Source organism: Bacillus sp. FJAT-49711, from assembly GCF_018343715.1.
In the GTDB taxonomy this organism is placed as follows: Bacteria; Bacillota; Bacilli; order Bacillales; family Bacillaceae_C; genus Lederbergia.
The window spans coordinates 185,179-211,566 of record NZ_JAGYPL010000002.1 but is presented as its reverse complement, the minus strand read 5'-3'; the positions used below and the strand labels follow the sequence as shown (position 1 = coordinate 211,566).

The 26,388-nt window shown below is 37.8% G+C and carries 24 protein-coding genes; 7 read left to right on the top strand and 17 right to left on the bottom strand.

Annotation, left to right across the window (positions count from 1 at the left end; genetic code table 11):
• Nucleotides 1–2 precede the first annotated feature (2 nt).
• The 4 genes from KHA96_RS08725 to KHA96_RS08710 form a co-directional block, all read right to left on the bottom strand.
• Nucleotides 3–1,544 carry a response regulator gene (locus KHA96_RS08725; protein ID WP_213128928.1) on the bottom strand — a complete coding sequence of 514 codons (1,542 nt, stop codon included), beginning with the start codon at nucleotides 1,542–1,544 and terminating at the stop codon, nucleotides 3–5.
• A complete protein-coding gene (locus KHA96_RS08720) occupies nucleotides 1,519–2,985 on the bottom strand; it encodes a sensor histidine kinase (protein WP_213128927.1) in 1,467 nt (488 codons plus the stop codon). The genes KHA96_RS08725 and KHA96_RS08720 overlap by 26 nt, the downstream gene beginning before the upstream one ends.
• The gene (locus KHA96_RS08715; RefSeq protein ID WP_213128926.1) at nucleotides 2,982–3,959 is read right to left on the bottom strand and encodes a substrate-binding domain-containing protein; all 978 of its coding nucleotides are present in this window, start codon (nucleotides 3,957–3,959) and stop codon (nucleotides 2,982–2,984) included. The genes KHA96_RS08720 and KHA96_RS08715 overlap by 4 nt, the downstream gene beginning before the upstream one ends.
• Before the next feature lie 244 nt (nucleotides 3,960–4,203).
• Nucleotides 4,204–4,911: a DNA alkylation repair protein gene (locus KHA96_RS08710; protein WP_213128925.1), complete on the bottom strand. Its 708-nt coding sequence runs from the start codon at nucleotides 4,909–4,911 to the stop codon at nucleotides 4,204–4,206.
• 346 nt (nucleotides 4,912–5,257) lie between these two features.
• On the opposite strand from KHA96_RS08710, the gene KHA96_RS08705 reads away from it, so the two are divergent.
• Both KHA96_RS08705 and KHA96_RS08700 read left to right on the top strand, forming a co-directional pair.
• Nucleotides 5,258–6,661, top strand: coding sequence for a purine-cytosine permease family protein (locus tag KHA96_RS08705; RefSeq protein ID WP_213128924.1), 1,404 nt, complete (start codon nucleotides 5,258–5,260; stop codon nucleotides 6,659–6,661).
• Nucleotides 6,662–6,795: 134 nt separating this feature from the next.
• Complete coding sequence (locus KHA96_RS08700) at nucleotides 6,796–7,266, top strand: hypothetical protein (RefSeq protein ID WP_213128923.1); 471 nt, start codon at nucleotides 6,796–6,798, stop codon at nucleotides 7,264–7,266.
• A 22-nt stretch (nucleotides 7,267–7,288) separates the two neighbouring features.
• Here KHA96_RS08700 and KHA96_RS08695 read toward each other — a convergent pair whose 3' ends face one another.
• The 5 genes from KHA96_RS08695 to KHA96_RS08675 all read right to left on the bottom strand — a co-directional run bounded on the left by KHA96_RS08695 (nucleotide 7,289) and on the right by KHA96_RS08675 (nucleotide 12,259).
• Nucleotides 7,289–7,960: a GNAT family N-acetyltransferase gene (locus KHA96_RS08695; RefSeq protein ID WP_213128922.1), complete on the bottom strand. Its 672-nt coding sequence runs from the start codon at nucleotides 7,958–7,960 to the stop codon at nucleotides 7,289–7,291.
• Between the two features lie 17 nt (nucleotides 7,961–7,977).
• Complete coding sequence (locus KHA96_RS08690) at nucleotides 7,978–8,643, bottom strand: GNAT family N-acetyltransferase (RefSeq protein WP_213128921.1); 666 nt, start codon at nucleotides 8,641–8,643, stop codon at nucleotides 7,978–7,980.
• Nucleotides 8,644–8,653: 10 nt separating this feature from the next.
• Complete coding sequence (locus KHA96_RS08685; RefSeq protein ID WP_213128920.1) at nucleotides 8,654–9,520, bottom strand: carbon-nitrogen hydrolase family protein; 867 nt, start codon at nucleotides 9,518–9,520, stop codon at nucleotides 8,654–8,656.
• Nucleotides 9,521–9,648: 128 nt separating this feature from the next.
• Nucleotides 9,649–10,260 (bottom strand): NUDIX hydrolase, encoded by a 612-nt coding sequence (locus KHA96_RS08680; protein ID WP_213128919.1) that lies wholly within the window; start codon nucleotides 10,258–10,260, stop codon nucleotides 9,649–9,651.
• A 193-nt stretch (nucleotides 10,261–10,453) separates the two neighbouring features.
• A complete protein-coding gene (locus tag KHA96_RS08675) occupies nucleotides 10,454–12,259 on the bottom strand; it encodes a hypothetical protein (RefSeq protein ID WP_213128918.1) in 1,806 nt (601 codons plus the stop codon).
• 339 nt (nucleotides 12,260–12,598) lie between these two features.
• Here KHA96_RS08675 and KHA96_RS08670 point away from each other — a divergent pair, with 339 nt between their 5' ends.
• Nucleotides 12,599–13,060, top strand: coding sequence for an SRPBCC family protein (locus tag KHA96_RS08670; protein WP_249315415.1), 462 nt, complete (start codon nucleotides 12,599–12,601; stop codon nucleotides 13,058–13,060).
• Nucleotides 13,061–13,278: 218 nt separating this feature from the next.
• Nucleotides 13,279–13,791 (top strand): hemerythrin domain-containing protein, encoded by a 513-nt coding sequence (locus tag KHA96_RS08665; RefSeq protein WP_213128917.1) that lies wholly within the window; start codon nucleotides 13,279–13,281, stop codon nucleotides 13,789–13,791.
• A gap of 375 nt (nucleotides 13,792–14,166) precedes the next feature.
• Here the strand turns inward: KHA96_RS08665 and brnQ (KHA96_RS08660) are convergent, their stop codons facing one another.
• Nucleotides 14,167–15,501 carry a branched-chain amino acid transport system II carrier protein gene (brnQ, locus tag KHA96_RS08660; RefSeq protein WP_213128916.1) on the bottom strand — a complete coding sequence of 445 codons (1,335 nt, stop codon included), beginning with the start codon at nucleotides 15,499–15,501 and terminating at the stop codon, nucleotides 14,167–14,169.
• 362 nt (nucleotides 15,502–15,863) lie between these two features.
• On the opposite strand from brnQ (KHA96_RS08660), the gene brnQ (KHA96_RS08655) reads away from it, so the two are divergent.
• A complete protein-coding gene (gene brnQ, locus KHA96_RS08655; RefSeq protein WP_213129882.1) occupies nucleotides 15,864–17,213 on the top strand; it encodes a branched-chain amino acid transport system II carrier protein in 1,350 nt (449 codons plus the stop codon).
• A gap of 43 nt (nucleotides 17,214–17,256) precedes the next feature.
• On the opposite strand, the gene KHA96_RS08650 is transcribed toward brnQ (KHA96_RS08655), so the two are convergent.
• The 6 genes from KHA96_RS08650 to KHA96_RS08625 form a co-directional block, all read right to left on the bottom strand.
• The gene (locus KHA96_RS08650; protein ID WP_213128915.1) at nucleotides 17,257–18,147 is read right to left on the bottom strand and encodes a DUF4367 domain-containing protein; all 891 of its coding nucleotides are present in this window, start codon (nucleotides 18,145–18,147) and stop codon (nucleotides 17,257–17,259) included.
• Nucleotides 18,140–18,646: an RNA polymerase sigma factor gene (locus KHA96_RS08645; protein WP_349305754.1), complete on the bottom strand. Its 507-nt coding sequence runs from the start codon at nucleotides 18,644–18,646 to the stop codon at nucleotides 18,140–18,142. The genes KHA96_RS08650 and KHA96_RS08645 overlap by 8 nt, the downstream gene beginning before the upstream one ends.
• A gap of 231 nt (nucleotides 18,647–18,877) precedes the next feature.
• On the bottom strand, nucleotides 18,878–19,780 hold the full coding sequence (locus KHA96_RS08640) for an endonuclease/exonuclease/phosphatase family protein (protein ID WP_213128914.1): 903 nt from the start codon (nucleotides 19,778–19,780) through the stop codon (nucleotides 18,878–18,880).
• A gap of 232 nt (nucleotides 19,781–20,012) precedes the next feature.
• Nucleotides 20,013–21,275 (bottom strand): group II intron reverse transcriptase/maturase, encoded by a 1,263-nt coding sequence (gene ltrA, locus KHA96_RS08635; protein ID WP_213127439.1) that lies wholly within the window; start codon nucleotides 21,273–21,275, stop codon nucleotides 20,013–20,015.
• A gap of 641 nt (nucleotides 21,276–21,916) precedes the next feature.
• The gene (locus tag KHA96_RS08630; RefSeq protein ID WP_213128913.1) at nucleotides 21,917–22,381 is read right to left on the bottom strand and encodes a phage tail protein; all 465 of its coding nucleotides are present in this window, start codon (nucleotides 22,379–22,381) and stop codon (nucleotides 21,917–21,919) included.
• A 22-nt stretch (nucleotides 22,382–22,403) separates the two neighbouring features.
• Complete coding sequence (locus tag KHA96_RS08625) at nucleotides 22,404–22,889, bottom strand: GyrI-like domain-containing protein (protein WP_213128912.1); 486 nt, start codon at nucleotides 22,887–22,889, stop codon at nucleotides 22,404–22,406.
• Nucleotides 22,890–23,001: 112 nt separating this feature from the next.
• On the opposite strand from KHA96_RS08625, the gene KHA96_RS08620 reads away from it, so the two are divergent.
• Together KHA96_RS08620 and KHA96_RS08615 are read left to right on the top strand one after the other, a co-directional pair.
• Nucleotides 23,002–23,964, top strand: coding sequence for a helix-turn-helix transcriptional regulator (locus KHA96_RS08620; protein WP_213128911.1), 963 nt, complete (start codon nucleotides 23,002–23,004; stop codon nucleotides 23,962–23,964).
• Between the two features lie 142 nt (nucleotides 23,965–24,106).
• Nucleotides 24,107–24,982 (top strand): GNAT family N-acetyltransferase, encoded by an 876-nt coding sequence (locus KHA96_RS08615; RefSeq protein WP_213128910.1) that lies wholly within the window; start codon nucleotides 24,107–24,109, stop codon nucleotides 24,980–24,982.
• A 393-nt stretch (nucleotides 24,983–25,375) separates the two neighbouring features.
• On the opposite strand, the gene KHA96_RS08610 is transcribed toward KHA96_RS08615, so the two are convergent.
• Nucleotides 25,376–26,206 (bottom strand): hypothetical protein, encoded by an 831-nt coding sequence (locus KHA96_RS08610; protein WP_213128909.1) that lies wholly within the window; start codon nucleotides 26,204–26,206, stop codon nucleotides 25,376–25,378.
• Between the last annotated feature and the right edge of the window lie 182 nt (nucleotides 26,207–26,388).

Genomic DNA, 26,388 nt, shown 5'->3' with positions numbered 1-26,388 from the left:
AGTTATGCCTTTGCTCCCAGCAATGATCTTCTATACTCTGTTGGAGACTCGCCATACATTTTCTTAAAAACCTTGCTGAAATAGTTGGGGTCTTGGTAGCCAACATCAAATGTAATTTCTTTTAAACTTTTTTCAGGATCCAACATCAATTTCTTTGCCTTTTCTAATCGGCATTCCGTCAAGAACGCGATATAATTAACACCTAACTGTTCTTTAAACAGCTTGCTAATATAAATGGGACTTAGTTCAAATTTTTGCGAAATGCGATCTAAAGAAATTTCTTTATGAGAATGTTCAATAATATAATGTCTAATCTGTTTTATCGTGTCATCCTCAACTCGGTTTTGATAGTCAGTATAAGACTGCCACATCTGGTTTAGTAAATGATTCGTTTCAGTGCGCAATTGCCTGAAATCTTTTATTTGAAATGAATACAAAGGAGTATCAGGTTCAACGCCGATTTCATTTAATACCCGAGAAATAATCCATAGCAGTTCTAAAACGCGCTGCTGTGTTTCGATAAGACTTACATCCTTATTCTCAAAAAAACCGATTAATTCAGATACATCTTTCGTGATGTCGGTCCAATGTCCATTTCGAATTTGATCAAACAATTTATTTTCAATTTTTTTTGGATGGTAGCCATCTATTCTCGAACCAGCCAATGGTATATCTGAGTAAAAAAGATATTTAACAGGAAGTGAACTATCCCTTGTCGCAATAAGCGATTCTTGGTAAGATTGCCGTATTTTATCCAAGGAATCGCAAACGTTTCCAATTCCAACAAACCAGCCAGATCTATCCTCCGAATTTGCTACAGATAAAATTTCTCGTGCAAGAGTAATAGCTTGAGAGCGAAAAGACTCATGATGCTGCCTAAATACAATAATCGGAATTTGTCTTCCATATAATGTACCAACCCACGCACTTCCAACTTTTCGAACCCTTTTTTTAATTTCCGCATATAAGCTTTCTGAATCATGTGGCAGTAAAATGCTCATAACAAACTTCTCGCTCGTCATCGGAGTATGCAACAGTCCTACCAACTCATCTAAGTGTATTTCGTGTACATGATCGAATAATAACTGAGTGACAACATCCGTTTCTACAATCGTTAATACTTTTTTCAATGCATTTTGTTGGAGGATGCTCTCTTGTCGAGATTTTTTTTCTTCATTAATCTCATTGATGACTTTACTAACAGTTTGTATGACCTCACTTGCTTTGCTTGGCTTAAGCAAATAGTCCTTCACACCTAGCTTCATCGCTGATTTTGCATATTCAAATTCGGCATACGCCGTAATCATAATAAACTTAATGGTAGGGTTTATTTCATTTATTTTCTGTATCGTCTCAAGTCCACTCATACCTGGCATCTTTATATCCATTAATACTAAGTCGGGTATGAACGACTCCGCCTTCTCTAATGCCATTTTTCCATTTTTCGCTTCTTCTATCTCCATATCGGGAAAGCTTTTTAAAAGTATGGCTTGCAAGCCTTCCCTTACAATCTGTTCATCATCGACGATTAGGAGTCGCTTCAATGCCTTCCACTCTCCTCATTTTAGGTATTTTTAAAATAACCTTTGTGCCGAATCCAACTTTGCTTTCAATTTCAAATACATCATCACTGTTGTAAAACAAACTTAAGCGCTTCACCACATTATTTATTCCAATTCCAGTGAAGTGTCCTCCAGCTTCTTTCTTATTTACTTGGAGTATTTGTTTTATTTTCTCTTCTGTCATCCCTGGCCCATTATCTTCCATCTCTATTCGCACATAGTCAGCTTCATCCTTAACACGAAAATAGATACTTCCACCATTCTCTGCCGGTTCAATTGCATGGATGACAGCATTTTCTACAATTGGCTGTAATGTTAAGCGGGGAATTTTTATAGATAAACAAGATTCATCAATTTCCATCTGAAAATGCAGCCTATCTGTAAATCTTGCATTTTGAATATCTATGTATTGTTTAAGAACTTGTACCTCTTCAAATAGCGCAGCAGAGTTTTCTAATTTATTAAGGTTATAGCGTAAAAGTCCGGCAACACTAACTAACAGATCGCTTGTTTCTTCAGATCCTTCTAAATACGCCTTTTTAGATAGTATGTCCAGTGTGTTATAAAGGAAATGAGGATTAATCTGACTTTGCAAGCTGCGAAGCTGACTTTCCTGTAATAGCAGCTTACTTTGCTGGAGTTCATTTTCTAGCTGTGCCTTCTGTTTTATTTCAGATAAATAGTTATTAATATTGATGCGCATCTTATCGAATGTTTTAGCGAGAAATGAGATTTCATCATCGGAGTCTACTTCAATTTTTAAATCAAATCGACCTAATGATAGTTCATGTGCTGCTTCCGTTAATTTATTGACCGGCCTTGTGATTCTTATCGAAAACCAATGAGCTAATAACAGTAGCAGCAAAGTAATCAAAAGCAGCAGCCAAATTCCCAGCATTCTTAATTCTTCCGAACTATCGATAATACTGCGATAAAAACGATCATACGTTTTAAGTTCTGTGTCAATTAATGTAAGGGTCATTTCAGAAATATATTTTGAAACACGACTTGCTTCAGAAAATGCACTCAAGTAATCTTCTGTTTGCTGCTCCGTACGGGTCAGGACGGACTGATTCGTTGTTTCCACAAGACTGTCGATTAAGTTTTCATAGTTTGTCAGCGCATTATCATTATCGATATTCCGAAACTTTGAAACTTCATCTTTTGTCCTTATAATCTTTTCTTTATTCAGATTAAGCTCCTTTAAATTAACTTCTGTTGGTTCAATTAAATAGTTATTAAGAGCAGCTACAATTTGCTGACTTTCACTTGTCACTTCGTTCATCATTAAATAGCGTTCTAATATTTCATTGTATTGATTTTGCATTTTTTGATTATAGTAGGTGAGTGAAATCCAAATGGCCACCATAATAAATAAAACCGCTATGACGAGCACTAATATTTTTTTCTGAATACTGTTCATCTTGCATCCATCGCCTTTACAATTCGAATATCAGTTAGATATCCATTTAAATCAAGCGGCACTTTTTCATTATTTAGCCATTCTAAAAGCAGTTTTACACTCATCGTTCCCATCTCTTCTGGAGACTGCTCAATGAATCCGTCGATCTTCCCCTGATTAAGCAATGATGCTGATTCATAATTATCGTCACATGCATAAATGAAATAAAGTTCAATTTGTGATCTGCTTTCGATCTCTTGAATCATAGCAGGGAGTATATCTGCATTAATCGCAATAAAAGCATCTATATTCGGGTTCGTGTTTAATACGTTTTTCGTGTTTGCAATGACTTGCTCTCTCGTATCCTGTGTCTCGATTTCAATAATGTTTATTTTTGGATATTCCTGCAATACTTCTTTAATTCCTGACAAGCGCTCGTCTTGGAAATATTGATGTTGGATGTCAACCATGATCGCTACTTCCCCTTCAGTACCCATATCCGCAACTAACTGTCCACCAATCATTTTCCCAGCTAAGTATTGATCTGAGCCGACATACGACTTCCTAAGACTTTCACCCATAGGAACATCGTTTGCGATTGTAATAATGGGCAGCCCATAAGAGGCGGCTTTTATTTTCGTCAAGGTTTTAAACTCATCCGTGTCCAAGCCCTGTACGATAATTCCATCCACTTGCGAATAGATAGCGATTTCAATTTTTTTCAAAAAATCGTCTCGGTTGTTGCCGTAGCTTCCCCAAACTTCTAAACTAGCGGATTCCTGCTTCGCCTGCTCCAATGCAGATTTTGCAACCTTATCCCAAAAAGGCGTTTCTAGCTCCTGTGTGATTAATACTAGACGATGCTTTGTATCCACATATTCTGCAGTTGTAGGCAACTCCCAATCCGATTTAAAAACTTTACTTCCTGAATGAATCGTAAAATAAAAAAGGACGACACAAAATAAACTAAGTGTGGCAATAGCTAATTTACGCAAGAGATGTATCACCCCTTCTCCTTACTACTTTATGCTCATTTTAGCATATTTTGTCAATTTCTGTTCTCTAAAATTAGAAGGCAGATTCATAGTTGATAGAATTGCTTCAAAAGAAATAGATTTGGATATCGATAAGCTAGTAAAAAGTGATAAAGTTCTATGCTTATTCTGCTATGGATAACTGCCATTCATCAAAAAGGGTGTCAATCCTTCGTGGACCAACACCTAGATAAGCACCTACTTGTTAACATCTAACATATTTGCGTTTAAAACCAAGCTTTCCTCTATCCATTTCTTTTTGAATACTTTCGTAAGCATTTAGGAGGCTGCTTTTTTTCTTTTCTCGCTTGACTTCAACGATACCAACTGCCTGTGCGGTTTCGACTGCCTTTTCATGAAGCGGCACATATGAAATCCCTACAGTATAGAGAAAATTATTCATAGCTGATTTCGTTCGTTCTGGAGAATCGTGAATCGTATTTTTCACAATGTCAAGCATATTGGAAATTTTGCTTTCGCTAAATTCACTGTCTTTTCGATTTCCTAATAGCCAGCAATAGCAGCTCCAGCCCGCTGACATCTTCAGTTCATCGCCGCTCGCAATCCATTTATCCGCAACGTCTTGTGCAATATTTGACTCTGATAAAGTGACGGCCACTACATAATCGGACAGCATATAAAAATAAGCACCATCCATCCAACGATCGTAATCCGTCTCAGTCATAGCTTTTGGGTCGGCAATAATACCGGCAAAGTACATGGCATCGTAGTTGCCGGTAGCATAAAGTTCTTCAGCTAAAGCTTGATCTATTTTAATTTTCTTTGCAATTGGTTTCATAGCACCTGTCGCCACGCCAAAAAGCGGCTCGCGTGCACCATTGGATATGTATATTTTTTTCATTCGCTCCTTGCCGAGGGCTTCAAGCTCCTGCATAACTGTTTCAAAATCCATTGTTTTGCACTTCCTTTCTCAATATCAATCATTTCATTGCAAACCATGTATTTATATTCTTTAGTCGAGTCTATCATATTTCTCGTTTTCAACAAGAATGTTATCTAGGCTAGTACACAAACACGTATTAATGATTAAGCTTTCCTAAGCAATCGAGTAAAATCGTACGATAGACGGAGTATATGGAAGATCCATTGCGTTTAGCCCTTGATCATTCTATAATTCGCAGAAAATTGGAATTTGTGTAATATACATTATTTCGATAACATTAAAACGTTGTGTTTTTTGTGAAAGAGAGGCTGATAAGTCTGCCATGTGAAGACATACACAAAAAGGAGATGATTCGATGGATTTGACTACAACTAGAGATCACAAAGAAAGCAACCAAATGTTAGGCGATGATTATTCATTAGACCGCGTACCACGCAACAAAAGAAATATGGGGTGGATGAGCATTACCAATATTACTTTTGGAATTGCAACAGCCATTTTCTATTTTCAAATGGGAAGTGTGATGGCACTTAAATTTGGTGCAATCAATGCGATTATTTCAGCGGTTTATGCGATTATTGTTGCGGGAATTCTCGGAACGTTCATAGCCCACTTATCTGCAAAGTCGGGAATGAATGTTAACCTTCTATCCAGAGGAGGAGGGTTTGGTTATATTGGAGCATCCTTAACTTCCTTTATTTACGCGACGAACTTTATTATGTATTGTGCATTGGAAGGGCTAATATTAGTTACAGCCGTATACGAATTCTTCCCCTCAATCCCCAAATGGGCACTCATTCTTTTCTTCGGAACGATCGTCATTCCATTAAATTGGTTTGGAATCAAACAACTCGATAAATTACAAAAATGGTCCTTGCCTCTATTTTTCCTATTTTTGATAGCTGCCATCATTATGGCCGCGATGAAGCCTTCAAGCTTCGATGGGGCTTTTTGGACTTATATGCCGGAAGGGGTTCACGTGGGCGGAACTGCCTTATTACTTTGTATCGGTATGCAGCATGGAATTATGGGACTTACCCCTCTACTCGCATCTGATTATGCACGATTTTTAAAACCGAAAGATCATAAATTCGGGATCTTTGCGATTGGTTTTATACCTCAGATTTTTTGTTTCGGAGTAATGGGAGGCCTCGGAATCTGGTTTGGTGTTCGTCTCGGCGAACCGAACCCTGGAGTGTATATCGTCCTTCTTTTAGGTATTTGGGGTGCGTTATTTACCATACTCACTCAAGTTAGAATTAACGTGACAAACATTTATAGTGGTTCTTTATCGTTATCAAATTTCTTTGAAAATATTTTTAAATTCACCCCAGGCAGACGTTTTTGGGTTGTCGTTACTGGAGTATCCGCAATGATTTTAATGCTTATGAATATTGTTAATCACTTGGAAGCCGTTATGACGTTCCAAGGAGTTTTTCTATTGTCGTGGGCTGCGATCTTAGTAACAGATGCAACGATTGTAAAAAAACTATTGAAAATGGGCCCTCGATATTATGAAGCACGCCAAGAGTACTTGCATAAATGGAATCCTGTCGGCGTCTTGTCCCTTGTCATTTCTAGTGTGCTTGGCACCATTGCCGCTTTAGGCTTTATGGGAACATTTCTTCAAAGCACGGCCGCTTTCTTTGCCGCTATTTTGGCCGCTATCCTTACCGTCATCATCGCGATTTTTACGCGAGGAAAATTTTATATTAAAAAAGAAGCTAAAGATATCGACAAACAAGATTTTGTTGCTTAATAAACGGCCCTCTCCCTTATAGGCAGGGGGTTACTTTATGATGAGCACGTCCATGCTTCTAATTATTTCCACATATTTTCCTCATTTCAGGAAATACTACTTTCACAGTTCATGTGAGAGGATGCCTGAAATTAATGAGACGTAACAAATTATTATTAATCCTGATGTTGGTCATTTCGTGGCTATCACTTCTTTCATTTGGAAAAAGTTCATTCAAAAGATTTCTTCCTGTTGGCTTATTTAGTGTATTCCTCACACGTTTGGAAAATGGTATAGCTCATAAAAGAGCTTGGTGGTGGTGGTATGAAAAACTTCATCCTAAATTATCAGGTTCCTTTCCTTTTGTATGGGGACCATTCATGGTTGGTTCCATGTGGATTCTTAAATTTACATATGGCAAAATTTTTCGATATTTAATTATAAATGTAATTATAGATTCATTTTTCACATATTTTTTAATAGATAAGTGGCTGACAAAATTCGGAATCGCATCATTGGTCCGCATGAAAAAAATTCAATTATCCCTTCTTTTATTTTTTGACTCATTGCTTTTATATGGCTTTCAATTTTTCGCTGAAAAAATAAGGGGACATAAAAGCCGCTGAGTGTAAACAGCGGCTTTCATCATTATAACGGCAGTAATCGTATGCTTTCTTTGTTTTTAATATCTTCCACCATTTGCACCCATTCTTGAGGCTTGTTCGATAAAACGGAGTAATAATTTGTTAAAAAGTCTGCAACGAGACTCGCTGAAATTTCCGATACATTTTCATCCGTTGGCATGAAGCAAAAATCAAGTCCCTTTACAGCTTCTCCGTTATTTTCCCAAGACGGGTGAACATAGGATAAATCAGTACGTTTGTATCCGAGATGGGATAAAACTTCACGGCGTACGAATGGATTCATTGGTTTCACACCGCCAAATTCATGATCTTCAAGCTGATATGGATCGTAAATTTCTGCAAACATACCAAACAACTCTTTTCCATTTTCTTTCGCCAGCGTATGAAGATCCTTTTCGCGATTTCGAGCTAAAAATCGGCCAAGACTTAAACCAGGACGGCCAATAATCGTGAAGTCTGTCATCGCGATATTCCAATCAGGATAGTAGCGATATTCTGTAGCCCCAACTACTTCATCGTTTAGAACAGCGACAAACACTCTAATACCAGGGTCTTCTAATGGCTCTTTCCATAAGTCAAATTCGAGCACCTCTTCTGGTGGAAAAACCTCTTTCATTAAATCATGCATTTTTACAAAAAATGGGTCTTTAATACTCGTAATTCTTCTGTATTCCATGAACTTTATTCTCCTCTCTATCTAAACGGGTTTTTCCATTCCATTAAAACAGCATAATTAAGGGATTCCTCATCATCTAAGTAATCTTCGATAATGGACACGGGTGTCCGGCCACACTTTAAAAGGAAGGAGATAACAGGATCCTTCATTTCTCCTTTAAGGACGGCACCTATATATTCATTCGGCGTCAATTGATCCGCCACTTTATGATAGCCCGGCATCCTGCCACCGCCGAGTAAACGGTCAAGACGAAGCTGAATGACTACTTGATACATCGACTCCATCAACCATTTGCCAAGGCCAAGCTTCCGAAACTTTGGCCTAACACTAATATCAACAATATAGAGCGTATTTCCTTGTGGGTCATGGTTGCGAATATAACCACTATCCGTTATCTCTTCCCATTTATGAGTTGGATGGGCAGGGTCAAAATGGACGCAAACCCCTGTTAAAGATCCTGCTAATTCGCCATCCACTTCCACACATAAGGCGCCTTCAGGAAACAATGTAACATGATTCGTCAATTGCTCTTTATTCCACCATAAGTCAGATGGAAAAGGCGGTGGAAAACATTCAGCCTGAATTTGAATTAGTTCGTCAAAGTCTTCTTTTGTATAATTCCGAATGACAATAGGGACTGGTTTATCTTGATCAAAAGTATAGAATTCGCTCCGATAAGCCATCGTCATCCCTCTACTCGCTCTTTTCCCAATCAGGATATAAGTCGACGCGACGATCACGCCATGTGGTCACTGAACCACGTTCACGAACTTCATTTAATAACGATAAATCGAGATCAGCGGTCACAATCATATCATCATTAATTTCACCTTGTACCATAATTCCTTGCGGAGGAAATGGAACATCATTTGGAGTAATGACAGCTGCCTGCCCAAAATTGCCTCTCATGAAATCGACTGTTGGCAGAGAACCTACTGTACCCGTCAAGACAACATACACTTGATTTTCAATCGCACGTGCATGGCTCGTGTAGCGAACGCGATGGAATCCGTGACGATCGTCCGTACAAGATGGGCAAAAAATAACGTCCGCTCCCTTCGCCTTCGCCATTCTGACGATTTCCGGAAATTCAATATCATAGCACGTCAAGACAGCGATTCTTCCTTTATCTGTATCAAATACTTCAAGCCCACCACCAGCAGACATATTCCATTCTTCAACCTCTGTTGGAGTAATATGCAGTTTCGCCTGCTCCGCAATTCGTCCATCTGGATAAAATAAATGGGCCACATTGTATAGGCGATCATTCTTTTTAATCACATGTGTGCCAGCAATAATATGCATTTTCGTTTCTTTTGCAAAATTAGTAAATAATTCTTTATATTGTTTAGTGAAGCTAGGAAGCTCATCAATCGATAAACTAGCCTCTTCTTCATTTCCAATCGATAATAACTGTGTCGTAAAAAACTCGGGAAACAAAATAAATTCCGATCCGAATTCTTGCGCGGTTTTAATATAATGTTCACATTGCTTCGCAAACTCCTCAAATGATTGGATCGTATGCAAATGGTACTGAACAGCTGAAACTCGTAATTTCAATTTGTCATCCCCCTTATCAATCGTCCACTAATCCTTTTGATTATCGAGCATTTTGAATTAAATGACAATACTCTTTCATATTATTTTGAGCACTTGAACAAGTCTGCTGACAGTTACAAAAACATCACTTATTTAATGATCTCTATAAAATGCTTTAAAATCCTTGCTGTTAAACCCCAAATTGTATACTTTTCATATTCAAAAAACCATTCTTCTATTGAACGAGTTCTCCATTGATATTGAGTGCCGTTCATAATTTTCTCATAAGGAAAGTCTAGGGCTGGCTTTGGTTCAATGGATACTAAATGCATATAAGGCTTATAATCCAATAGCCATTTGACGGGCACCGTAAATACCTCCTCAACTTCTTCCTTATTAAGAATGATTTGATCATAATCAACAATTCCTGCAAAAGGATAGATAACAAATGAAGGAAAAGCTATATAAGGACTTAATTCCCCTAAAACCGTAACCGTTTTTGGATCGATCCCTAATTCTTCATGTGTTTCCCGCAAAGCTGCCGCCAAAGGGGATTCGTCTGTCGGGTCGATTCTACCTCCAGGAAAACAAATATCGCCTGGCTGTTTCCTCATCGTCGAAGAACGCACTTCAAAAAGGACATGCCATTCATCACCCACTTGAACTAAAGGAATTAACACTGCCGAACGAAATGCGGATTCCTCCCCGATAAATAGGGACTTATTTTTATTTAACTGTTCTTTCAGTTTTTCTTGGAACATAGAAAATTCCTCATCTCCATGGTTAATCTTCTTTTATCGTATCATTTGTAGATTGATAGGAGAATATCAGAATGTTGAATTATTTTTTCAAGAACCGCTTAGCCAATATTCATTCATAAAATAAGACACGATCACATTTAATCGTGTCTTTTTTATAGACTATCTTTTCGTTCATATACAATCATTTCTCTGTTTATCTATTTAATAATCGTCTTGCCAATTGACGGTCTTCTTTATCCTTTGTTGTAGCAGCGATTTCTTTAATGCTTTCCTTTATATCAGATTGTTGCCAAATCGATGGTTCCCATCCTTCCAGTACGCTTAACGCGTGGTATTGCAAGCCCCCATTGTCCGATGTAAGGGCAGCATGAATAAGCATCAGTCCGACACCTTCGTGCTCATATAGTTCTTGAATAATATATAACAGACAATCTTGCTCATCATTTGATAGATTTGATAAAGAAAGATGAGTTTCTGCAAAGGTGCAGAGATCTTTAATATGTTGCCTCTGATTAGTTTCCATAATAGCAAAAAATAAATCACTGTTTGTTGGATTTTTTTTAAGGCTTTCAAACAAAAATGGTGTGACATCATTTTCGTAAAAACGGGCAATCTCGAGTGCCTTCCTATTGTAATCTTTTTTAAGCGCTTCTATAGCGAGCTGTGACCATTTTGGATCATTTACAAATAGTTGAATCGCTTCCTGAAGAGAAGTACGCTCATATCGTTTCCATTGATCATTAAAACGTTCTTCATGTACATATTCACTTATTTTCATAAGCGGGTAAAAATCTTCGAGTGTCTCGCACAATTTTTGGGCATGGTGAACGAAGCGCGAAAGAACAGCGCTAGCATGCGGATATTCGTCCATGCCTTGTGGAGCATTTTCGCTAAGCAGCCCTAGAATGATAAGACCCGCTCCATCATATAGATCTTTTAAAATCGTATCCTCGTATAGTGCAATATCAAGTTCTCCTTTTGCCGCACACGGATAAGCTAAATATTCATCAGCAACGCTGTTTTCACAGCCAGTTGTCAGAAGCCATTGTTTGATCTCGGGTGTCCTTGCTTCCAGTTGTTCGACCGCTGTAATCTTCCCCCAACCATGGGCAGATTGAGCGAGTCGCCAAATTTGATCGTTTGCCTGGATCGTGCCATTTTTCAATGCAAATATGACATATGGTGTAAATTCCTCATGCATTCCTATGATGGATAATAGCTCTTTATTCTCTTCACAATTCGTACAACCAAGTACAGAAATAGCAAATTTTACTACCTCTCTATGTGCTGCATGTTCCAGCAACCATATTGCCTCTTGCTGCACGAGTGATTCGTCCAATTGAGCCTGCTGTAGTAGTTCAATAAACTCTTCACCGTAGCTTGCAATATGATCATAAATAACTGCTTCATACGTTGCTTTTCGTGTCTTCGTCGTTGGCTGATTAACTTGTTCTTTAAAAAGTTTTAGCAGCTTTTTAGGAAAGAACGGAGTGGATACCTCATTTACAATATGATCGGATAACCCAGCAGCCAAGCGTGGTGAATTTTCATCATACAAGTATTCTTCATCTGGCAAATAATCACCGATTTTATTATTCATTTGAAATTGTTGTTGAATATAGGGAACTATTTTTTCTTTATGATCCCATGGAAGAAAAGCAAGTTTCACTGCTTCACTATAAATCTCTTGATTATCGATTTTCACAATACAATTAAGACGGACATAACCGCCAAGTTTAACAGTAACCTTATGCTTTGTGCCATCTTTCAGTTCAAGTGTCCCTGATAATTTAGAATACGGAATGATATGCGATAATAAATACTTCCGTTGCTTCCTGTCAATCGTAATACCATCAATAAGAAGCTGCTCTTCTTTCACTTGATTAATGATTTCAATACGATGTCCTTTATAATCAAAGGTCCACGTTTTATGTACTTCTTTTTCGACATCTCTTTTTATGTTACGCAATTCACGTTTGAATTCATCTTTAAAACCCATGATTCTTCCACGTTCTCCTTGTTTATATATATTTTTTTCATATGGTAAGTAATATTCTGAGATAAAGTTAAATACAACTCTGCTATTGTCATTTATGCTCCTGAAAAGTTTGCCCTAACTATCTTCTTAAAAACTTAAAAACCACAAAAATAGCAAAAGTATAACAATTAAGCATAATACTAACAGTATAACAATATTAATCTGCATGATCTAATTGAAATTAAGTGCCAGGCACCCAAACAATTCCCGTACAATTCCGAATTGTTTCAGAGTTGTTTGGGTGCCTGGCACTCACACACTTCTTTGTGGAACAAACATATACTTACGTAAGGTGTGATATTGAAACGGAAAGAAGGAAGAGGTATGCCGAGCGGAATGTATGAGGTTGAGGTGGATTTGCCTATTTATAAGGTTTGGGATTTTGTGAAGGATATGGATAATTGGGCTCCTTTGATTTTGGGATATATTCAACATAAGAGGTTTACGAACCGTCAGTCTCTTTGGGAGTTTTATAGTGATATTGGGATTATTAAGAAAAAGATTAGTCTGATGGTGACGATAACAGAATGGATCGAACCGACGAAGGTTACTTTTTCATTAGAGGGGGAGAATGGAAAACTTAAAGGCGGGGGATATTACTTGGCAGAAGCGATTGGTGAAAATAAAACGAAGATAACCGGCTATCTTGATATCAACGCAAAAGGCCCAATGGGACCGATGGTTAATAAGGTTTTAGTATCTTATCTTCCAAAAGTAACGAAAGAAATGGTGATGGCCATCGCTACTAAGTTGGAGGCTTAATCGAATAACGTTGCATCTACCAAGGGTCAGGATTACTTTTCCTTAAAATAAACTGTCCCTTTTTCTTGTTGCATGTTTTTTCATGTGATGATCATCACAAAACGAGCAGCACTTTTAGCATATACTTGAAAAAGACTTCGTAACATGCCATCGAATTTATCGTGGTTTATAATATAAGCTAAAAAAGTGCAGTAAAGGAAAAAATAAGGAGGTATTTGATGAAAGACGTTTCAAAAATTGTCCTAAGCGCCCCACTGCAACAGTTGCAAGGGGAGCATGTATCTCTTCGGATAGATATGGACCATTTCTATGAGATTACGGAAGAAATAGAGTTCGAGTCGGGACCCGCTGTTATTGAGTTGTTTAAAAAATTGAATGAGCGAGTTTCTGCTTTTAATGATAAGCTTAAAGCTCATTCTAAAAGAGAAGAAATAGGGTTATTCCCCATGATGACACGCCGCCTCGGGGAAAATGACAGAACTATTGAATCGATGGAATATGAACACGAGAAGGCGGAGCAGCATCTTCATGACTTTCTTACAGAAGCTGCACAAGCAGGACACACCATTAATGAAATCGAAGCACAAACGATTACAGTATCCGCTGTCCAAGCCCATGCTACCTTGACCCAACATTTTGCAAAGGAAGAAAAAATGCTGTTTCCATTGGCGGAGAAGATATTGTCTATTGGAGAGATTGAGGAGCTTGAACGACTGCTTCAAACACTGTAAGCATCGTATGCAAAGAATCATTTCATGATGAAAAATTAAATAAATCCGCAAGTGGTTTCCAATAATATAGGCTATCGAATAGTTTTGATTACATTCGATAGCCTTTTTTACTTTTTCTCGATTCCACATTACCTTGGCAGTTATGTTAATTAATTGGCTGCTCTCTTCAGGTTACTGGCCGTCCCCTTCTTATTCATTACTTTTTTTAGATATCTCCCATCAACTCATTGCTAATTAGTTAACAAGACATCTTCACGTATACGTGGAAATCGCCTAATAAAAGATCCACTTTGTAAATTGTTTTTGTTTTTTATTAATATGGCTCTCTCCGCACATCCTTAGCAAACGTATCTATGACCAGCCCACATACACATCTCACACCGTTTCCTTATGCGTCACGATCTTTGTGAATGATAACTTTTCAAAAATGATGCCGCAGGTGAAACCGATCAATCCGGGAATGACCCAACCAAAACCCTTATCATACAGAGGGATAAGGGAAAACACTTCTGAAAAGGATCCTTGTAAAAGGCTAGAATTGATAATATCCAGTACGCTAAACAACCCAATCAAGCCAATCGTCCCCACATAAACCGAACGTTCTTGAAAAGGAAATCTATCAGGTAAAAGGCCCAAAATAATTAGGGCGATTGCCATGGGGTACATAATGCCGAGCACTGGGACAGATACTTTTATAATTTGGGATAAGCCTAGATTTGCAACAAGTCCGCTTGTTAAGCATAAAAGAATCGCCCATCTTGTGTAAGAGAATTTTGGGATAATCGTTGAAAAATATTGCGCACATGACGTGATTAATCCGATACTGACACTTAAACAAGCAAGGGTAAAGATGAAGCCAAGTACAATCTTTCCAGTTGGACCAAATAATTGATGCAGGATAGTACTTAATACGATAGCCCCATTATCAACTTTCCCAAACATCGAAGCGGAAGCTCCTAAATACGCAATAATCAAGTAGCAAAAAGCTAACAAGGAAGCACTGATCAGTCCAACCATCACCAAATATTTCACTTGCGAGGACTTCCCAGTTATTTTTTTACTTCTAAATATATTCGTGAACATAATTCCGTATATGAGCGCGCCAATTGCATCCATCGTTTGATATCCATCTAAAAACCCTTGTGAGATAGGATAATTCTTATATGATAATGAAGCTTCTTTAAAGCTTGGCAAGTCTGTATACAAAGCTTTAATAAATACAAGAACGATTAAGATTAATAGTGCAGGAGTTAAAATCTTCCCAAACCTGTCTACTAATTTAGAAGGCGACTTTGCAAACCAAAATACAATGCTAAAAAACACGACTGTGTATATTAAAAGTCCGGCTGGCGACGACGCGATGGATGGAGGTAAAAAAGGCTTTACCCCCATCTCATAAGAAAGACTTCCTGCCCTTGGTATTGCTAGTGCAGGTCCTATTGATAAATAAATCGCCATAGGAAATAGCAAGGCAAAAGCAGGATGAACCCGATTAACTAACGTATTCAATGATCCCGACTTGGCAACAGCTATGAAAGCCAACACAGCTAAACCCGCATCAGATATAATAAAAGCCATTACCGACTGCCACACATTCTCCCCGGCGGCTTGTCCTAAATAAGCTGGGAAAATTAAATTTCCCGCACCAAACAACATTGAAAATAACATAAACCCAATAAATATAACTTCTTTATTGGTTAATCTATTCAAACAATCCACCTCAGCTAGAAATTGTTATATTAAAATACTTTTTTATTCTAGCAGAAATTTGACTAACGTAGTATTGAAATAAGTAAATACTGAAAAGAAGAAGGAGAAAAATAATGGAAATACATCAGTCTCTCTTATATTGAGATATTAAGAAGAGAGCAGTTTCCATTTCAAAACTCTCGGAGTTCCTTTATCTTCCCTTTTTCAAATCATTATTGTGCAGATGGAATTATATACCACACCAATTATCTAAAAATTTTGTCACAATTTGTTGAATTTTCGAATGTTAGATAGTAACATAGATTTCATTAATATTTTCTGAATAGAAAATGAAATTCGGCATCTATGAAGGGACAGATCATATGAATGAAAAAATACCATTTTCAAAATATACGGCAATTGGACTAATGTTATTTGCCCTATTCTTTGGGGCTGGGAACTTAATTTTTCCAGCACAGTTGGGACAACAGGCTGGATCGAATCTTTGGCCTGCGGTAGCAGGATTTTTAATTACTGGGGTGGGCTTGCCACTACTAGGCATTTTAGCGATGGGATTTTCTGGAAGTCGTAACTTGCAAGAGCTTGCTAGCAGGGTAGACCCAGCATATGCAATCTTTTTTACATGCCTCTTATATTTAACGATTGGTCCATTCTTTGCATTACCGCGTACGGGAACGGTCGCATATGAAATCGGAATTTCTCCTTTTATAAGTGAAGGATTTCAGCAAGGTGGATTACTCATTTTCACCTTACTATTTTTCGCTGTGGCCCTTTGGTTTTCACTAAATCCTGCAAAAATAGTCGATAATGTAGGAAAAATTTTAGCACCTGGACTTGTACTCCTCCTCTTTATTTTATTGTTCATGGTTGTCACCCGGCCAATGGGAGCTATCCAAGCGCCAGTAGGGGAGTTTGCTAACGGAGCGTTTGTAAAAGGATTTTTAGATGGCTATAACACGATGGATGCCATTGCTTCTCTCGTATTTGGAATTATTGTGATCAATGCCATTCGTTCTATTGGAATCACATCAAAAAGCGGGATTCTTGGGGCTACTGCAAAATCAGGATTTGTAGCGATCTCGTTACTTGGAGTCATTTACATTGGTATTGCGTATATGGGGGCAACAAGTACGGAAATCCTTGGAATTTCTGAAAATGGCGGGCCCGTCCTAAGCAATGCAGCATCGTATTATTTTGGAACATTTGGATTGATCATGCTAGCCATTATGATCATACTTGCATGTTTAACGACTGCAATTGGCTTAACAACAGCATGTGCTGAATATTTTCAAACATTACTGCCAAGATTCAACTATAAGACGTTAGTCATATTTTTCACTACGATATCATTCATCTTTGCCAACTTTGGGTTAACGAATATTATTACATTCTCAGTTCCTGTTCTCATGTTCCTGTATCCACTAGCAATTGTATTAATGATTTTGACCTTTCTATCACCATTATTTCATCACAAACGAATGGTATATGTCTTAACCATCGCGATTACCTTTTTGATTAGCATTTTTGACGGTTTAAAATCACTATGTATATCATTAGAAATTGATTATTTTGGATGGATGGTGCCGATTGTTTCCTTCTATGAAAAAGCATTACCGCTATATGACAAAGGACTTGGATGGCTATTGCCGGCATTGGTTGTTATTATAATCACTGCAGTCGTGTTCCGATCCCAAGTAATACGAAACGAGTAGGGGCCGCTGCCTCTACTCGTTTGCGTGTTACAGTCTAAATCCTTTATTTTTCAACCATAGACAGCAAAACCTTTTCCATTTCTTCTTTTGATAAAACTTCTGCGAAAATGACTATTTTGTATCCTTTTTCTGGTACAGAAACCCTCATACCACCCTTGAAACTAGCACTCCCATCTTTAGGGGAAACAAGATCAAACTGAAGTCCGTTTAAAGAATAGGTTTTGGATTTTTCATAAGGACTTGTCTCAAGCATGTCCTCCATAGTATCTTTTTGATTTATTTTCTCTTGGCTTGTCCAAAACAGAGACTTCCCATCACTAAAACCTAACGAAACAACGGGTTCCTCACCTACATTTTCAATTGAGTAGTTTTCGTCAACTTGTTTATATCCTTCAGGTATATATGTTGGTTTTGTAATAGGAAAGCTGAACTTTGCGTACTGCTCTACTTCCTTCAGTGCAAATTTATCTGTGTAAGATTTCTCTAATTCTCCAATTTGATTTAATCTCGCAGCCTCCTTCTCATCAGGTTCTCTATTTTCTTTTCGTACCTTACTCCATATCTCGGTCTGTTCTTTAATTAATTGACTGTAATTGTTAAACTCATCTTCAGTTAGATTCTCTTTTGCTGTTTCTAAATGTCTTTCAAAGTAACCAATTTCTTCTTGAGTCTCGCCAGGATAGGCTTGCATTAAATTTTCTTTTGAACCAAATAATTGATTGATTAAAGTTTCAGCAGCATCCGCTATGTATGAACCACCAAAAGTAAAACCTGCTCCCAAAATCAAGACTGAAGCGACCGAACCAAGTATCCAATTAGGGTAGCTTTTCTTTCTCTTTTTTTCCCTTTTGGCTTGCTTAACACCTAAGATCGCTCTATCCTTTAACTCTTTCGGAATCTCAATTTTCTCCAACTCTTGTTTTATATTATTCACAAATACTAGCCTCCTTAAAATCTTTTCGAAGTTTATGCAACGCCCGATACAAAATAGATTTCGCCGTCCCTAAAGGCATATTTAATAAAATCGCAATTTCTTTAAACGAATAACCTTCGTAGAATTTTAAAAGGACGATGCTTTTTTCTTCTTCATTCAAATGATCGAGTAATTCTTGGAGAGTAATCGAAAGGGAAACATCTTTATCTTCTGATCCGATATACTCCTCATATTCTGGTTTTAATTGGACGACCTTTTTATTATTTCTAATTAATTCAATGGCACAATTGATAGCGATTTTGATTAACCACGTCTTAAAATACTCAGGTTTTTTCAATGTATCTATCTTTTTAAACGAACGGTATGCTGTCTCCTGAACGACATCTAAAGCATCATTTTGATTTTTTACATAAGTGAAAGCTATTCGGTATAGGTCTTCTTGGTATGGTTGAAAAAGCTTTAGGAACGCTTGGTCATCCCCTTTTTGAGCTTTTTTTATTAAACGGGTTATGATGATTCATCCTTTCCATGTATGTCTTATATGTATTAGACACACGAAAGCTTGTTTTGGCTTAAATGAGATTAATTTTTTTCAGAAAAAAATCGTCTATAAAAAAGGACGATTATGTAGAAATATTGTTCTGCCAAACAACTGTATCATTTAATTATATAAAAAAAGAACACAAATCCTTATGGATTGGTCCTTTTCTTATATAACCTTGTTTGTGGCTCAATTATTCTCTTGCTTATTATAAGTTAAGGAGATATCCGCAATCACCGGGAAATGATCACTTGGAAATTGACCTTTTTTTCGATAATTTACAATTTCAATCTCATTTGTTGTCACGTTGCCTTTTCCGAGAATCCAATCAATGCGTTTGCCGGGTCCTTTACCTGTTGGGTCTTCGAAACCATTAAACGTTCCTAATTCTTCATTAACTCTTATCTCAGCGGTTTCCCATAAATCTTCAAATTCCCCATCACTTGTTAATATTTGGTGTGGAAGACTATCTGGTCCAGCATTGAAGTCACCCGTTAAAATAACCGGTAACTCAGGATCGAACTTTTTTGTCGCTTTAAGAATTAATTTTGCACTTTTTTTTCTTGCATTAGCGGATTGATGATCAAAGTGGGTATTAACGAAATAGAATGGCTTTTTGCTTTTTTTATCAAGAAACTTTGCCCAAATAACCATTCTCGGAATTTTGTTTCCCCATGTTTTTGAACCTTTCACTTCTGGCGTTGCGGAAAGCCAAAAATCGCCATACTCTAGGACGCTGTAAGCTTTTTCTTTATAAAAAATGGTAGAGTATTTTCCCTTTTTTCCACCAATCCAATGATAATTAGGCAAAGTATTTTTCAAATCTTTCAATTGCGTATATAACACTTCCTGTGTCCCGATGATATCGGGTTTCTTCTTGTTAATCAGGCGTCTTATAGCAGGCATTCTTTCATTCCAAGAGTGCGGGGAAGGATCATTGTTGTTTTTATGCCTTAGATTAAAAGTCATCGCTTTTACATATACCGAAGTTGATTGGTTTTTCTTTTCCGCAGCAAACCCAGTTGCAGTTCCACTTAAAATCATTAGTAAACAGACTGCCAATAATAATAGGGGTTTCGAAGCTTTCCTCAATCTATTTCCTCCTCATAAAATGATGTGACTGGAAGAATGCGAATACAAAATTTTATCACCATTTCGAAAATAAATGATGAAACCTATCTTCTATCCACTATCAGAACCCCCGCTCGATACATTTATTATCCCTTTAGTATAGAAGTCTTATTCCATTAATCGAGTAGGAGGGAGTGATTAACCCCCGACCTCTCACACCACCGTACATACCGTTCGGTATACGGCGGTTCAACTAAGATTGGTGACGCAAAGTTTCGTAACGAGATAATAGACTTTTGAGCCCTTGGGAATTCCAGTAGGAGTTTCCAAGGGTTCTGTGTAGTATCGGACTTTTGGAGATTCTCCAATAACTTCTACGTGAGTTTCCCCATTCATAAGCCTTTCCTTTCGGAACGCCAAGTCTAATGAGGTTCCTCACCTTCGTGCTTGGTTTCTTCCAATTCTTCCACATACACATCCGAAGTCTTCTTCTAATCCATGAATCAAACTCCCTGAATACACTTGGCGTATCTGCCAGGGCGAAGTATCCGCACCATCCCATTAGATATTGGTTTAGTTTCTCTATTCGATATTCCATGGGATAAGGTTTCTTTCTTGAGGTAATTTCTCGGATTTTATTCTTCATCCGTTTCACGCTTTCTTTGGCAATCCGAACTTTGGGTTCTTTATGAAAGGTAAAACTGAATCCAAGAAATTTCCTCTTCCAAGGACGGTCTACAGCTGACTTTTTCAAATTAACTTTCAGCTTAAGCTTTCCTTCTATAAACAAGGTGATGGAATCCATCACCCGGTTTCCTGCTTTCATTGTTTTCACATAGATATTAGCATCATCGGCGTATCGTACAAATTTGTGACCTCTTTCCTCTAACTTCTTGTCAAATTCGTCAAGGACAATGTTAGAGAGTAAAGGACTGAGAGGTCCTCCTTGTGGAGTTCCTTCCTCACTGGTTGTCACAATGCCATTTATCATGATTCCCGATTCTAGATATTTACGGATTAACTTAAGCAGGCGTTTATCTTCGATTCGTTTCGCTAGTGTCCCCATTAATTTGTCATGGTTTACTCTGTCGAAGAACTTCTCCAAGTCGATATCAACCACCCAACGATAACCTTCCTGTATATAACCTTTTGCTTTCCTAACCGCATCATGGGCGCTTCGACCTGGTCGAAATCCATAACTATGGTCTGAGAACATCGGGTCATATATAGTCGTTAAAACTTGGGCAATTGCTTGTTGAATGAGACGGTCTGTTACGGTAGGGATACCTAATAATCGCACCCCACCGTCAGGTTTCGGGATTTCGACCCTGCGGACGGGTTGCGGTGTATAGGTACCCTCAAGAAGTTCCATTTTCATGGATTCCCAGTGTTTCTTGATATGCTCTCGTAGGTTTTGTACGGACATCCCATCCACACCATGACTTCCTTTATTTCGTTCCACCCTTTTCAGGGCGGAAAGGAGGTTTTCCCGTGACAGTATTCGTTCCATTAACATTGGTTACGCCTCTTTCCGTGAACAACGATTCCACTTATGCCAGTTCTGCTCCACCATCTTGAAGTCCCCCATGGGATTCACCATATCCTCCTTCAAGCATGCCTTATCGGTTATCTGTGTTCATCGCAGGTTACTGAATGCCAAGATGTTGCTCTCTCTTAATTGTTCAGCCCTTCCCATTCTTCTCGAGTTCGAATGGTACTATGGCCTCTGCTGACTTCTGATTGTTCAGCTATCCATCACTGGATAGGTTACCAAGTGAACTTGGCGTTCCAATCAGACCTCCCCAGGTAAGAACGTAGTCTTTCCCTCCACCTATCTGCTTCATTTACTACATACAACCTTCGGCAGAAAGGGCTTTGTTCTGTACTGCAAACTCACCCAATCGTAAATAGCCTAATATGAAGTTCGTGTTCCTCAGACCGGAGGTTTGCCGCTCGCTTCCTTCAGATTCCACGTCACCGTGGACACCCTTGCGTTAAGCTAACTGCTACTTCTGCCTTCGCAGTTCGGGACTTGCACCCTATAGACTACGCCCATGCTGGGCGCACAATAAGGGCACATTTCTCACTCAAGAAATGTGCCCCCTAAACGAATAACCCCATATACGAAAAACTCCACAACTTACGCTTTTGCTTACGTTAATACTCTCCTTTAATGACGAAAAATGATCCCCGAATGGTTCCAGCTAGTTTAGACTTCTGCCTAGCAAATTTAAACTTCCCTTCCAACTCCTTTGGCACTTCCATCCCTTCAGACAGCTTAAAACCAACCGCTCGCTTCTTTGGATCATCAACCGTATACATGACGTTGAGTGCGAGACCATCCTCATAAAAGACATAGGAAAATTTGATATTTTCCACTTGAAATCGCGAAGTTTCTAATGGTTTTGCTGCAAACTCTATATCACGTTCTTCTTTTAAAATTCGGTTCACATAATCAACGGTTTCTTGGCTTTCGACAGCAGGCAAAACCGTAAATTCATGTTTATATTTGTTCATAAAGTACCGAGCTTCATTAGCCCGCAAGCCAGCAAGCGCTTCAGACACAGGTGAAGACTCTAACCCGACCGTAGACACATTTTTAAAATCAACGACATAGGACATTTTCATCCCTCCTTTTATCACTTTATTTCCTAACAACAGGAATCCACATTTCGCCATAAACTAAGCCGTCTCGCTGCCCCATCGCAACAGCCGCATTGGGCCCTCCAACATAGGCCACATTATTTGCTTCTGCTAAGGCTTGACCAAAAGCAATACCTGTCACTTTATTACTCATTTCTTCTACTGTATTCCCTTCGCCTCTCACAACTAAGTAGTCTCCCTTTGGAAATTGGATTACTCTCGTTTCTCCTAATTCTGGCGCCGAGGCCTCTGACATAACACCAGCATAATGCATCATCTTGTTATTCACTGCTTCATTTACGACAAAAAGGTAGTCGTTTGCAGCTATGGATTTTAAAGTATCGAGCCTTCCATCTTGTCTGACAGCCTGCCAAAAGTCTGATTTTTCCTTGTTTATACCTGCAAAATCTGTGTAATCACTCTTAAGCTCGGTTCCAGTACCCAACACGGTAAAGCTTTCTTTTTCTTCTAGAGTAAAATCTGCCATTTTTTAAAACCTTCCTTTTTTAAAAAATTTACCAAATGACTTGTCGTCATCACTTGATATGTTTATGATAGCGTTAAATCATGTCAAAATATGATACTGTTTAGGAGCCCCAATGAAAAAAGTTGAACGAATTAATACGATTATGCGGTATATTAATAACCGCTCCCACTTTACCATTACAGAAATCATGCAAGAATTTAACATCTCTCGTTCGACAGCGATAAGAGATATTAAAGAAATCGAAGCAATGGGGATGCCGCTTGTTGCTGAAGTTGGAAGGGACGGAGGTTATTCTGTCATGCACAATTCGATCCTTCCCGTTGTACGCTTTACTGATAATGAAGTGAAAGCTCTTTTTATTGCCTTTATGGCCACAAGAAATCAACAACTCCCTTATCTTAAAAGCCGTCAGTCTTTAGCTGAAAAATTACTAGGACTCATCTCAGAAAACCAGCAGGATGACCTTGTACTTTTAAATCAAATCTTACTTTTTGCAGGGACGAATCCGAATAATCCCGACCTGCTTGAGCTTTCGGACCTCCCTCACCCTATGTTAGAGAAACTCATCCAACTCCTTCTTTCGGATAGCTATTTATCGATTACCATCAAAGAAGGCGAGGCAATAAAGTCTTGTTCTATGTATCTCTTGCATCTCTATCAAGAAAAAGGCAATTGGCTGATAGAAGGCTTTGACTTAAAGGAAGAAAAGAAGAAAATTGTTCCAGTTGATGATCTCACCAATATTGAACCTTATTCTATAAAAAAAAGACTAAGCAAGAAAAACATTTTAGAAAAACTAAGTAAGCAGGAAGAAGAAATCAACCTTGTCCTTGAACTTGGCCCAAAAGCAATTGCCCAGTTCAAAAAATACCATCCCTTAAAAGTTTCACTTTCCTATACGAACCCTTATCAAACAACAGCCATTCTAAAAACTTTTATCCATGTGAACAATTCTGAAGAGGTGAACGAAATGACTAATTGGCTGCTTTTCTTAGGTAGGGACATCAAGGTCAGAGAAGTGCCGGAAGAAGTCTTAAATGGTTTAAAAGAGATACTATATTTATATTGTCCATAAGCAGCAGCTAGTTAACCCTATTATAGCAATTTTTTTACTATTTCCACAGTTTTCTGCAGGCCCGCAAGTCTTCTATTAACGGCACTTCGGATATATATATTCCAGATATTTAAGTCAAGAGTAAAAGGAGAGAGCGATTGTCATGAATCCAAATTTAAAGAAAAACGAATTAATATTAGAAAGTTTAACTCAAAAGGATATACCTGCGCTAATACGTCTTACAAAGTCAGTTGGATGGGATTATGACCGGGAGGAATTATCGACTATTTTTTCTACAGGAAAAGTATATGGACACAGAAGTCAACTAGGAGAATTAGTTTCTGCAGCCGCAATTATTTTGTATGATAATGATTCTTTGGCATCTATAGGTATGGTTCTTGTAAGTCAAGAGTATAGAGGAGCGGGTTTAGGCAAGGAAGTTACTAAAATCTGTATGGACTCAGTTTCATCTGAAACACCTATTATGTTAGTTGCTACAAATGCTGGTGAACCCGTTTATAAAAAGATGGGTTTTAAAACGATAAGTCATGTATATAAAATATCTTGTGATCGCTACATTCCATCCAATAAAGTTCAAGAAATACAAGTTGAGATAACTCCTTTTTGTGAAACAGATTTTTCTGGAGTTGTGAAATTAGATGAAAAAGCAACAGGAGTAAACAGACAGGAATTTCTATTTCATAGAATAAAACAAGCAAAAAAGTCTCTAGTTGTTAAAGATGAATGTGGAGTCATAATCGGTTTTGGATTATCTATTCAAGCAACTAAAAACCTACTATTAGGTCCCTTAGTTACACCGAATGATGAAATAGCAGCTTTATTAATGTATAAATTAGTAAATAACTACATGGGAAAATTGAGAATTGACCTGGCATCAGAACACGAGAACTTTATGGAGCTTTTGGAAAAACAAGGATTTGATGATGTAACAAAAAGACCTTTGATGGTCATTAATCCTGATAAGTTTCCGCAAAGAAATGGAACTTTATATGGGATAGCAGGGCAAACCTTTGGTTAAAGGATTTGGGTGCAAGCCCTTTACCGTTCTTGCACCCTGTTAAGAATATGTATATTGGCTTTTGTATTTGTTGCTGCCCGGTAGTTTTTTTATTGTTTTCCAAGCGATAATGGCATCTTCGCGATTTTTATCTTTATTATTAATCCCTCATAAAAATTGCGAAAATCTTGTACATTCAACGTCTCTGTTAGTTGAGGCCTCAAGCGTTCCACCTCCATTTAAGGTTAATTCTCTTATAGAACGTATGATGTGTTTGTTTCTGTCATCATTTAATTTTATTATACGTTAAGCAAAATTCTATCCAAAATAGCTGTCTTCCGTATAGAAAATAGTTTTTTAACAACTTCACGCATTAATGGTAAATAAGATGGCCCATCAAAAGTTGATTGTATTTTAATTATCTTCATATATTCGTTTAGCTTCATCAATAAGTTCCATATTGATCATTGCATGAATGACTATTTTAAATAGTTCCGGGTAATCTTTCAATACATAATTTAGCTGCAAGTCCCTAAGTACCGCTAATCGTGAGGATTTTGGCTGTGAAGAAAGATAACCCTGCAGCATCTCCAAATCTGGATCTACATCTTTATCGATTGGGAAGTGTATGTGTTCTTCACCTGGGAGCAGCGGAGTAGTAACACCTAGCCCATCCTGTGTCTGGATGCTTATATTTCTTTGTCGCTCCTGTTTAACGGTTTGAACGTACTGATAGGGATTGTCAATATTAGGGACTTTGAGATCCTCTATTAAAAAATTGGAGACCCTCTGCTTAACGAATTCTTCATATTCAGTAGGTTGATATGGGGAATTTTCAGCCTCTTCACGCCATTGTTCTTTAACTTTTAAATATTTCTCTTCACTTTCAAACTGATTATAGAACAGTTCACTGTCCTTCATATTTATCCTTAAAAATTCACATAAATTGTTAGCAACTAAACGAATTGGACGGTCAAAATCCATCGGACTAACACAAACAATAGGTGCGGCCTCCAGTTCATTTACAGAACCATAATCAGTAAGGATTCCATAATGAATACCGTCTACACCAATATTACCAAATACAATTACATCACTTGGTGTATTAAAATATCTGAAATTCCCAAGGGAAAGGTAAAAATTAAAACCATGATAAAATTGTTCTCGATCACTAAGGATCGTTTGTAAATCTATTAACTTTTGGAGTGTAGGTGGTATATCGTATTTACCAAAATTACTATTCATTGAGTCAGCCCCTTTTGCCAAAGTCGTAAAAACCGCTCCTTCTTGCATTAGACGGCATTGAGTTAATAATATTAAATCCCAGTTTCAAATAACAATACGCTTTTTATCGTTATACCAATTTTAATTAAGAGCATCATTTTAGCCTAGAAGTGTTCAGCCTTTAACTTAATAACTTCAACATA